This window comes from Methylobacterium sp. A52T, assembly GCF_053346095.1.
Window position 1 is genome coordinate 19,002 of the sequence record NZ_JBKFBI010000070.1, and the last position, 10,667, is coordinate 29,668.

The 10,667-nt window shown below is 70.3% G+C and carries 9 protein-coding genes; 4 read left to right on the forward strand and 5 right to left on the reverse strand.

Annotated elements, in window-relative coordinates:
* Positions 1-175: 175 nt before the first annotated feature.
* Positions 176-829, forward strand: coding sequence for an ABC transporter ATP-binding protein (locus tag ACLBYE_RS17405; RefSeq protein WP_012322467.1), 654 nt, complete (start codon positions 176-178; stop codon positions 827-829).
* Between the two features lie 140 nt (positions 830-969).
* Complete coding sequence (locus tag ACLBYE_RS17410; RefSeq protein WP_447695139.1) at positions 970-2,211, forward strand: capsule biosynthesis protein; 1,242 nt, start codon at positions 970-972, stop codon at positions 2,209-2,211.
* 40 nt (positions 2,212-2,251) lie between these two features.
* Here the strand turns inward: ACLBYE_RS17410 and ACLBYE_RS17415 are convergent, their stop codons facing one another.
* Positions 2,252-2,848: a hypothetical protein gene (locus ACLBYE_RS17415; RefSeq protein ID WP_447695140.1), complete on the reverse strand. Its 597-nt coding sequence runs from the start codon at positions 2,846-2,848 to the stop codon at positions 2,252-2,254.
* A gap of 237 nt (positions 2,849-3,085) precedes the next feature.
* On the opposite strand from ACLBYE_RS17415, the gene flhA reads away from it, so the two are divergent.
* Entirely contained in the window at positions 3,086-5,233 is a 2,148-nt protein-coding gene (gene flhA / locus ACLBYE_RS17420) for a flagellar biosynthesis protein FlhA (RefSeq protein ID WP_447695141.1), read from the forward strand.
* A gap of 196 nt (positions 5,234-5,429) precedes the next feature.
* Here the strand turns inward: flhA and ACLBYE_RS17425 are convergent, their stop codons facing one another.
* The 3 genes from ACLBYE_RS17425 to fliI all read right to left on the reverse strand — a co-directional run bounded on the left by ACLBYE_RS17425 (position 5,430) and on the right by fliI (position 8,550).
* Positions 5,430-6,497, reverse strand: coding sequence for a lysylphosphatidylglycerol synthase domain-containing protein (locus ACLBYE_RS17425; RefSeq protein WP_020092903.1), 1,068 nt, complete (start codon positions 6,495-6,497; stop codon positions 5,430-5,432).
* Positions 6,498-6,640: 143 nt separating this feature from the next.
* Positions 6,641-7,048: a flagellar export protein FliJ gene (gene fliJ, locus ACLBYE_RS17430; protein ID WP_012322462.1), complete on the reverse strand. Its 408-nt coding sequence runs from the start codon at positions 7,046-7,048 to the stop codon at positions 6,641-6,643.
* A 149-nt stretch (positions 7,049-7,197) separates the two neighbouring features.
* The gene (gene fliI / locus ACLBYE_RS17435; RefSeq protein ID WP_447695142.1) at positions 7,198-8,550 is read right to left on the reverse strand and encodes a flagellar protein export ATPase FliI; all 1,353 of its coding nucleotides are present in this window, start codon (positions 8,548-8,550) and stop codon (positions 7,198-7,200) included.
* Between the two features lie 419 nt (positions 8,551-8,969).
* Between fliI and ctrA the strand changes: the two genes are divergently transcribed.
* Positions 8,970-9,671: a response regulator transcription factor CtrA gene (ctrA, locus tag ACLBYE_RS17440; RefSeq protein WP_010683835.1), complete on the forward strand. Its 702-nt coding sequence runs from the start codon at positions 8,970-8,972 to the stop codon at positions 9,669-9,671.
* 82 nt (positions 9,672-9,753) lie between these two features.
* Here ctrA and ACLBYE_RS17445 read toward each other — a convergent pair whose 3' ends face one another.
* Positions 9,754-10,383 carry a trypsin-like serine protease gene (locus ACLBYE_RS17445; protein ID WP_447695143.1) on the reverse strand — a complete coding sequence of 210 codons (630 nt, stop codon included), beginning with the start codon at positions 10,381-10,383 and terminating at the stop codon, positions 9,754-9,756.
* Between the last annotated feature and the right edge of the window lie 284 nt (positions 10,384-10,667).

Sequence of the window (10,667 nt, forward strand, 5' to 3'; positions counted from 1 at the left end):
GACCGGTGGAGCTTTCCTGGCGAAGGCGGATGCCGACGCGCGCCGTTCGACCGCCGCCGGGTGGCCCGGCAAGGCGCTCATGTCCTTCTCAGATTTGCCGCTTTCGGCGAGCAGGACTCCGCCCGTCAGGCAGCTCGGACCGGCGGTTCGGCACACCGCCCGGGAGACCATTTCGGTGATCCGTTTCGAGAAAGTCAGCAAGGTCTACCGGACGGAGGGCCACCGGCGGACCATCCTGGAACAGGTGTCGTTCACCCTGAAGCCGGGCGTGTCCTACGGCATCCTCGGCATCAACGGCGCCGGAAAATCCACCACGATGCGGCTGATCGCCGGCACCGAGGACGCGACGCGCGGCCGGATCCACCGCGGCCTCAGGGTCTCGTGGCCCCTGGGCTTCGCCGGCGGCTTCCACCCCAAGATGACCGGGCGCGACAACGTCACCTTCGTGGCGCGCATCTACGGCGAGGACCCGCGCAAGGTGCTCGATTTCGTCGAGGACTTCTCCGAACTCGGAAGCTACCTCGACGTGCCGATCTACACGTACTCGTCGGGCATGGGCGCGCGGCTCGCCTTCGGCATGAGCATGGCGATCCCGTTCGACTGCTACCTGATCGACGAGATCACTTCGGTCGGCGACGCGCGGTTCTCGAAGCGCTGCGACGAGGTCTTCTCGCAGCGCCGGAAGAACGCCGACATCATCATGGTCTCGCACTCCATGGAGACCATCCGGCAATGGTGCACGCAGGGATTGGTCCTGCTGAACGGTCGCGCGATCATCTACGAGGACGTGAACGACGCCATCGAGGTGTACCGGCGCCTCAACGCCTGACCGCGCCGGCGGCGGCCGGACCGTGACGACATGCTTTTGCCGCCTCGCCGTGCGAGAGACGGTCGCGGCGCCGGGTGCGGCGCGCGCGGGATCCCGGTAACGGGTCGACCTTCGAGGCCGGGGAGGCTGGGAATCAGGCCATGAACATGGAGATCCGGAAGGCCGAGGGGCAGCCGGTCACGCCCGCGGACCGCCAGCAGGCGGTGAGCGAGTCGCTGCGGCAGATCGCGCGCATGTCGCGCTTCGCCGACCGCAAGAAGGGCATCCGGTCCTTTCAGGCCGACGCCAAGAACGATCCCTGGATCCCGATCCTGTTCGTCGTCTGCTTCCTGCTGCCGACGCTCGCCGGGGCGGCCTATTACGGCCTCATCGCCTCGGACCGCTACGTCAGCGAGGCGCGATTCGCGATCCGGCCGGCCCTGGGCTCCGCCGAGAAGACGTCCACCGAGACCGGGGGGACGAATTCCGGCATGGCGAACCAGATGGTGGCGCAGGACACGCTGATCACGCGTGAATTCATCCTGAGCCGGCCGATGCTGGAGCTGCTCGAGGCGCAGCTGCCGCTGCGCCAGTGGTTCAGCGCCGACTCGATCGACTACTTCTCCCGGTTCGATCCGGAGAAGCCTATCGAGAAGTTCCTCCGCTACTGGAAGCGGCGCGTCGGCGTCGAGGTCGAGTCCGGATCCGGCATCATGTCGGTGCAGGTCGAGGCCTTCGATCCCGACGAGTCCCTCGCCATCGCCAAGGCCATCATGAAGGAGGCCGAGCGCAAGGTGAACGACCTCAGCGTCAAGTCGCGCGAGGATGCCGTCGCCGAGAGCACGCGGGAGCTGCGGCTCGCCGAGGAGCGCATGACCAAGATCCGCCTCGCGACGCGCGACCTGCGCAACCGCGAGGGCGTGCTCGACGCGCAGAAGACCAACGACATCAACGTCAAGATGATCGCCGAGATGCGGGCCTCGCGGATCAACCTCGCGCTCCAGCTCGCGATCGGGCAGCGGGACCTCGGTCCCGACGCCCGCCGGATCATCGACATCAAGCAGCAGATCAAGGACCTCGACGACAACATCGCGCGGATCGAGCGGCAATCCGCCAGCCAGGATCCGGAGCAGAAGCGCCTGCTCTCCGACGCGCTGACCAAGTTCGAGGTCCTGGAGAACGACCGCAAGAACGCCGAGAAGTACTATCAGCAGGTGCTGACCGCCCACGAGCGCGCGCGCATCATCGCGGCCCGGCAGATCGAGTTCTTCAGCCCGATCGTCGAGCCGGTGAAGGCCGAATCCTCCACCGAGCCGCGGCGGCTCCTGATGATCGCGTTGATCACCGCGGGCGCCGGCGTCCTGTTCGGCGCCGCGATGTTCGCCCGGAAGATGATGACCTGACGCGCGTCCCGCCGGGTTCGCCCGGGACGGACCGGTATCCTCAGCGGCCGGCCCCGGTGCCCCGGTCGTCCGCCGCCGGGCCGATGGTGCCGCCGGTCCAGCCCTGGGCCCGCCAGCCCTCGGCGCGCTGGTCGAGATCGATCGAGCCCGCCTGGTCGAGAATGGTCAGGACGCGCTCGGCCCGGGATTCGTCGGCGCGCACCGTCACCAGTGTTCCGCCGCGACGCACGCCCTCGGCGTAGGTCTCGGCCTCGTCGGCGCTGAGGCCCGCCGCGGTCAGGCCGCCGATCAGGCCGCCGGCCGCGGCACCCACGCCGGCGCCCGTCACGGTGGCGACGAGCCAGCCCGCCGCCGCCACCGGGCCGAGCCCGGGGATCGCCAGCAGGCCCAGCCCCGCGAGCAGGCCGGCGCCGCCGCCCAGGACCGTGCCGACCGTGGCCCCGGTGCCGGCGGAATCCGCCGCGTCCACCGGTCGGGGAACGGCGGTCCCGGGCGCCCGCGGCGGGACCGCGGGCTCGTTGCGATTCGCGATGATGCTGATGTCCGCGTGGGGGATGCCGGCGGCCTCCAGCCGGTCCACCGCCCCCGCGGCGGCGTCGTAATCGTCGAACAGGGCGGTCAGGGCGCGCAGGGCCATCGAGCTCTCCCGGTATGTCCGGGCCCGGGCCCGGAGACGTGGCAGCGGCGCGGGCGGCCCGGACGCGGGCGCGGTCGGATGCCGGATCGACGCTCTCGCCGACCGATCAAGCGATCGCGGCGGCCCGGGTTCCCGTCGGCGCCGGTCCCATCTTAACGCCGCGCTAACCATCCGCTCGGCAGATCTTGCCGGGTACGTCCCGGGCCCGTCCCGGGCGAACGGCAGCGGATGGCATCGATGGCAGAGACGGTGAGTGCGCCGGCACAGACAGGAGCGGCGGCCGTCCTCGGCCAGCTCGCGCTGCCGACGCGCGGCGATCTCCAGGCGCTGTCGAAGCGGTCCGACCTGCTGTTCGCGACCGGCGTGCTGGGGATCCTGGCGGTCCTCATCTTCCCGTTGCCGGCGATCCTGCTCGACCTGCTGCTGGCCGTGTCGATCATCCTGTCGGTCCTGATCATGATGACCGGCCTGTCGATCGACAACCCGCTGGAATTCACCGTCTTCCCGACGCTGCTGCTCATCGCCACGATGCTGCGGCTCGCCCTCAACCTCGCCTCGACGCGCCTGATCCTCGGGCACGGGCACGAGGGCACGGCGGCGGCCGGGCACGTCATCGAGGCCTTCGGCCACTTCGTGATGGGCGGCAACTTCGTCATCGGGATTATCGTGTTCGCGATCCTGATCATCGTGAACTTCGTGGTGATCACGAAGGGCTCGGGCCGCATCGCCGAGGTCGCGGCCCGCTTCACCCTCGACGCGATGCCCGGCAAGCAGATGGCGATCGACGCCGACCTGTCGGCCGGCCTGATCGACGAGAAGACCGCGAAGGCGCGGCGCGCGGCGCTCGAGGAAGAATCCTCCTTCTTCGGCGCCATGGACGGTGCCTCGAAGTTCGTGCGCGGCGACGCGGTGGCAGCCCTGCTGATCACCTTCATCAACGTGGTCGGCGGCATCATCATCGGGGTGGCGCAGCAGGGCCTGAGCTTCGGCGAGGCCGCCAAGAGCTACACCCTGCTGACCATCGGCGACGGCCTCGCGAGCCAGGTCCCGGCGCTGATCGTGTCGACGGCGGCGGGCCTGCTGGTCTCGAAGGCCGGCGTGCGCGGGGCCGCCGACAAGGCGCTCGGCAAGCAGCTCGCGCACTATCCCAAGGCGCTCGGCATGTCGGCCGGGGTGATGCTGCTGATCGCCCTCCTGCCCGGCATGCCGATGCTGCCCTTCGTCCTGCTGGGAGGCGGCGCCGGCTACGCGGCGTGGCGCATCAACAAGACCGCCAAGCTCGCGCCGCCGCTCGACGCTCTGGGCGCCCCGATGGATGCGGCCGCGGTCGCCGCGGCGAGCGCCGCCAAGGAGGAGACGGTCACGGACCTGCTGAAGCTCGACGACCTCAAGCTCGAGATGGGCTACGCGCTCCTTGCCCTGGTCAACGGCGAGGGCCAGGACCGGCTCACCGACCAGATCAAGGCCCTGCGCCGCCAGCTCGCCGCGGAACTCGGCTTCGTGATGCCGTCGGTGCGCATCCTCGACAACGTCCAGCTCGACGCCAACGCCTACGTGGTGCGGGTCAAGGAGATCGAGGCGGGCACCGGCCGGATCTTCCCGGGCCAGTTCATGGCGATGGATCCGATGGGCGGTCAGGTCCAGCTGCCCGGACAGCACATGCTGGAGCCGACCTTCGGCCTGCCGGCAACCTGGATCGACGCGGCCCTGCGCGACCAAGCGCAGCTCAAGGGCTACACGGTGGTCGATGCCGCCACCGTCGTGTCGACGCACCTGACCGAGATCATCAAGGCCCACGTCTCCGAGCTCCTCAACCATGTCGAGGTGTCGAAGCTGCTGCGCGAGCTGCCCAAGGAGCACGCCGAACTGCTCAAGGAGATCGTGCCGTCGCAGATCTCCACCACCGGCATCCAGCGCGTGCTGCAGTTCCTGCTCGCCGAGCGGGTCTCGATCCGCGATCTCGGGGCGATCGTGGAGGCGATCGCCGAGGTGGCGGGCGCGGTGAAGAACCCCCGCGACGTGGTCGAGCACGTCCGGGCGCGCCTCGGCCGGCAGATCTGCGCACAGTACCAGGACCCGAACGGCATGCTGCCGATCATCACCCTGTCGCCGGCCTGGGAGCAGGCGTTCATGGAGTCGATCGTCGGCGAGCGCGAGGAGCGCTACCTCGCGATGCAGCCCTCGAAGCTCAGCGAGTTCGTCAACACCGTGCGCGACCGCTTCGAGACGGCGGCGCGCCAGGGCGAGATGCCGGTGCTCGTCACCTCCGCCCAGACGCGGCCCTTCGTGCGCTCGATCATCGAGCGCTTCCGCCGCGAGACGCCGGTGATGAGCCAGGCGGAGATCCACCCGCGGGCGCGGCTGCGGACGGTGAACTCGATCTGAGGAACGACAGGCCGCGACACCGGCGCCGCCGCGGGCAAATCCGTCCCGCCGCTTGGGCCGAGGGACCGACCGCCGGATCGGCGCGGGCCGCACGCTGACGAAGCGCGCGGCGAAGCGATCCCGGGTTTCGCGGAGTGGTGCGCGGAGGCCGAGGCGACGGCGTCGGGCCCCTCGCGGAGACGGCGGTCCAGCCCCCTCAGATCGCCTTCTGCTTGAGCTCCCGCTCCAGCTCGTGCGCGTCGAGCCCGGGAACGACGACGGGCGGCTCCGGCACGGCGGCCGCCTTGGGCCCGTGCGCGGCCGAGCCGATCGCCGCGGCCAGCCGCGAGCGCTCGAAGGCGATCACGACGATCACCGAGACCAGGGCCGGGAGCCAGAAGTAGAAGATCCGGAAGATGATCACCGCCGCGATGATCGCGTCCTTCTGCGCCTCGTCGGTGATGTGCATCGCGGTGATGAACACGATCTCGAACACGCCGAGGCCGCCCGGCGCGTGCGAGGCCAGCGCCACCGAGAAGGAGGCCAGGAAGATCGCCAGGACCGGGATAAAGCCCGGGTTCATCGCCTCCGGCAGGGCGAAGTAGATGATGCCCGCCGCGCCCAGGAGCTCCAGCGGAGCCGCGAGCAGCTGGCGCCCCATGATGCCGGGCCGGGGATACTCGAGCTTGAACGACCGGATGTGCAGCGGCCGCAGGTGCAGGATCGAGCCGATCACGTACAGGCCGACGAAGCCCAGCATGCCGATGCCGACGATCAGCGCGGTCTTGGAATCGGTGAGGAAGCCCGGGAGCTTGCCCTCGAGGCGCGTCAGCAGGTTCGGATCGACCACCAGCGTGAAGCCGCCGAGGAGGACGGTCCCGAGGAAGAACGTGAACGAGCAGAGCGCCACCAGCACGGCGACCTGCGCCGCCGTCAGGCCCTTGGCCGTGTAGGCCCGGTAGCGGACCAGGGCGCCCGAGAAGACCGAGGCGCCGATATTGTGCGAGAGCGCGTAGGTCGTGAACGAGCAGAGCGAGACGAAGAGCCACGAGATGTGGCGCACGCCCAGATGCAGCAGCGCGATCCGGTCGTACCAGGCGAGCGCCGCGTAGGCGACCAGGGTCGACAGGGCCGCCAGCAGGATCCGGTGCGGCGGGATCGCGAGGATCGCGGCCCAGATCGCCGCGAGCGAGGTCGTCTTCAATTCCTGGTAGAGGAAGTAGCCCGATATCACGACGGCCGCGAGGCCGATCAAGGGCCAGATGAACTCGCTGATCTTCTTCATGAACACCGACGCCCTGGGGAGAGCCCCTGATGCGCCGGCACGCGACGCGCTGCAAGCGGCATGGCGCCGCCGCGATCCCCCTTGTCAGGTGATCGTGACGGTTTCGTGCCGCGGAAGCCGGCCGTGCGGTCCGACGGGCCGCGTCAGCCCCGGGCGCGGTTGAGGCCGATCCCGTCCATGGCGGCCTGATCGCGGGCCGATTCGGCAGCGCGCTCGGCGGTCCGCTCGCGGTCGTTCAGGATCTCGACCTTCTTGAGCTCCTCGAACGCCTCGCCCAGCTCGGCCTTCGCCTCGGCGAGCTGGCCCTCGAGCGCCTGGGCGGACTGGATCATGTTGTCCCGGCGCGTCGCCGCGGCCCGGGCGTAGGTCGGGTAGGCGAAGTGACCGACGTCGGTGATTCCGGCCCGGGCCTCCTCGACGGCGACCTCGCGATCGAGCTCCACCGCCATGCGCTGGAAGTCGGCCATCATCATCTCGATCTGGGTCACGCGCCGGCGCTTCTCGTCGACCTGGAAGCGGCGCAGGCGGATCAGCGTGTCACGCGATTTCATCAGGACGCTCACTCCACGCAACGCTTGAGGCCGCGCCCGGGATCGCGCCCGGACCGAGCCTGTGTGCGAGCCTGCCCACGGCAGACCCGCCCGGATCCCCCACGTGCACCATGATCGCGCCGAAGCGTTAACGCCCCGGCCCATGGTACCTAGGCCCCGCCGACGATCTCGGTGAGCCGTGCGTAACCATCGCCGATGGACGTTGCTTCTTCCTTACCCTGCCCCAGAAAAGCCTCAAGATCGGGCATGAGCGCGACCGCCTCGTCGACCTCCTGGGAGGAGCCGGCCCGGTAGGCACCGAGCCGGATCAGCTCCTCCATGTCGGCGTAGGTCGACAGCAGCCGCCGCGCCCGCCGCACGACCGGGAGGTAGGCCGGATCGCAGGAGCGCGGCATGGTGCGCGAGACCGAGCGCAGCACGTTGATCGCCGGGTAGCGCCCGCGCTCCGCGATGGCGCGCTCCATGACGATGTGGCCGTCGAGGATGCCTCGCACCGCGTCGGCCACGGGCTCGTTGTGGTCGTCGCCCTCGACCAGGACGGTGAACAGGGCCGAGATCGTGCCCTGCCCCACCCCGGGACCCGCGCGCTCGAGCAGGCGCGGCAGCTCCGAGAAGACGGTCGGCGTGTAGCCCTTGGCGGTGGGCGGCTCGCCGGCGGCGAGGCCGATATCGCGCTGGGCCATGGCGAAGCGCGTGATCGAGTCGATCATGCACAGGACCTTGGCGCCCTGATCGCGGAAGTGCTCGGCGACCGACAGGGTCACGTAGGCCGCGTTCCGGCGCATCAAGGCCGGCTCGTCGGAAGTCGCCACCACGACCACCGAGCGCGCGAGTCCGGCGGCGCCCAGATCGTCCTGGAGGAATTCCTGCACCTCGCGGCCGCGCTCGCCCACGAGGCCGATCACCGCCACGTCGGCGGCCGTGTAGCGGGCCAGCATCGACAGCAGCACGGACTTGCCGACGCCGGACCCGGCGAAGATGCCCATCCGCTGGCCCGCGCACATGGTCAGGAAGGTGTTGATGCACCGGACGCCCAGATCGAGCGGTCCGCCGACGCGCGTGCGGGCGTGGGCGGGGGGCGGGTCCGCGCGCAGGGGGTAGACGTCGGGTCCCTGCACCAGGGGGCCCAGCCCGTCGACCGGTCGCCCGAGGGCGTCGATCACCCGGCCGAGCCACGCGCCGGAGGGCCGGATCGCGCCGGCCGATTCGTCGCGGACATAGGCGGGGCAGCCGCGCCGCACGCCCTCCAGCGAGCCGAACGGCATCGCGAGCGCCCGATCGCCCTGGAAGCCGATGACCTCGCAGGGCACCAGCCCGTGGCCGTTGGCACCCTCGACGTCGACCCGGCCGCCGAGTCGCATCGCGGCCACAGGTCCGGCGACCTCCACCAGCAGGCCGCGGATCGCCACGACCCGCCCGAACGTCTCCAGCACCTCGATCCGCTCCAGGGCGGCCTGCGCCGACGCGAGCGAAGCAACGGATCTTGCCGGATCCTGTGTCATCGGCCTGGCTCTCAACGCTTCGTTTACCGGCCTCCTTAACACTGCGGGTCACGGGCTCGTAGCGGCTCGATCCGGGTCGCGACCACAATCGCGCCCGACGAAGTCGTACCGGTGTGTCCGACGGACAACACCGGGGATCGAATCGTTGCGCAGGAAGTACTTACGCCGAAGGGGGCGAGTGGCCTGGACGGGGGCGGATCGGAATCGGGGCCGAGGGCAAGGCCGGAGCAACGGTGTTTCTCCTGTCAAGCTCGCGGAACTTCGAACGAGACGCTTGCGGGCAGGAATCAGGTTTTGTTAACGATTAATCCATAGCGTTCCACGTCAAGAGCGACGGAGCGCCCGTCCACAGGCCGGTGGCGGGCGAAGGCTGGGACGTGTCTGCGCGCTGATGCGGCCGGCGGGGCTGGGGACCGACGATGCGGGTACTTTTGATCGAGGACGACAGCGCGACCGCGCAGAGCATCGAGCTGATGCTCAAGTCCGAGAACTTCAACACCTACACCACCGACCTCGGGGAAGAGGGTGTCGATCTCGGTAAGCTGTACGATTACGACATCATCCTCCTCGATCTGAACCTGCCCGACATGTCGGGCTACGAGGTGCTCCGCTCGCTGCGCGTGGCGAAGGTGAAGACCCCGATCCTGATCCTCTCCGGCATGGCCGGCATCGAGGACAAGGTGAAGGGCCTCGGCTTCGGCGCCGACGACTACCTCACCAAGCCGTTCCACAAGGACGAGCTGGTGGCGCGCATCCACGCCATCGTGCGCCGCTCGAAGGGTCACGCCCAGTCGGTCATCACCACCGGCGACCTGATCGTGAACCTCGATCAGAAGACCGTCGAGGTCGGCGGCGCCCGGGTGCACCTCACCGGCAAGGAGTACCAGATGCTGGAACTCCTCTCGCTCCGGAAGGGCACGACGCTCACCAAGGAGATGTTCCTGAACCATCTCTACGGCGGCATGGACGAGCCGGAGCTGAAGATCATCGACGTCTTCATCTGCAAGCTGCGCAAGAAGCTCGCCAACGCCAGCCAGGGCAAGAACTACATCGAGACCGTCTGGGGCCGCGGCTACGTGCTGCGCGAGCCGATGGACGGCGAGGAGCGCATGGCGGTCTGACCCGCCACGCGCACCGCCTCCTGAAAAACCCCGCGCGGTCCGGCCGCGCGGGATTTTCGCGTTCCGGCGGTATCCGCAGACCTCACCGCGTCCCGGTGGCCGAGAAGACCTGCGCGGCGGGGGCGATCACCACGTAGCCGCCGCAGGGCGCGGCCCGGCTGATCACCGCGCTGGCCACGCCCCAGATGTACGTGCCGCGGCGATCCTGCGCGACGACCGGGCCGCCGGAATCGCCGAAGCAGACCCGGGCACCGTTGGCCCGCGCGATGGTCAGCCCGGTGCTGCTCGCCGCGACCGGCGTCAGCGTGGCGGTGCGCAGGCGCCCGACCGTCCGGCCGGAGAGGCCGGCGCCGGCGATGCGCAGGCTCTTGGGGACCCGGCCGGGATCCGCCGCCAACGGCACCGGCCGCCGATCGCGCACCGGCTCGGTCAGGCGCAGGACCGCGAGGTCGAGGGAGAGGTCGGAGAGGCTGACGCCCGACGCCTCGTTCGGCAGCATCTCCCCCGGATCGGGACTGTAGCGGGCGGCGACCCGCGCCCCGTAGACCGGCCGCGCCGGCTCGCTGCCGCGGAAGAACACCACCAGCGCGCCGAGCGGATCGCCGTTCACGCAATGGGCCGCGGTGAGCACGAGATCCGGCGCGATGAGCACGCCGGTGCAGCGGGTCAGCTTCAGCGCCTCCTCGGGCTGGGTGATCGTGCCGATCGCCACGGTGGCCTGCGCCAGGGCATCCCGGCCGGCGGCCGAGCCGCCGTCGGTCGCGGCGGGCGGGGCCGACCGGCCCCGACCGAGGGGGGGGGCCGCCGCGGGGGGGGGGGGCCGGCCCCCCGCCCCCCGGGGGGGAGGGCCCGCCGCCGGCGATGCGCAGGCTCTTGGGGACCCGGCCGGGACCCGCCGCCAACGGCACCGGCCGCCGATCGCGCACCGGCTCGGTCAGGCGCAGGACCGCGAGGTCGAGGGAGAGGTCGGAGAGGCTGACGCCCGACGCCTCGTTC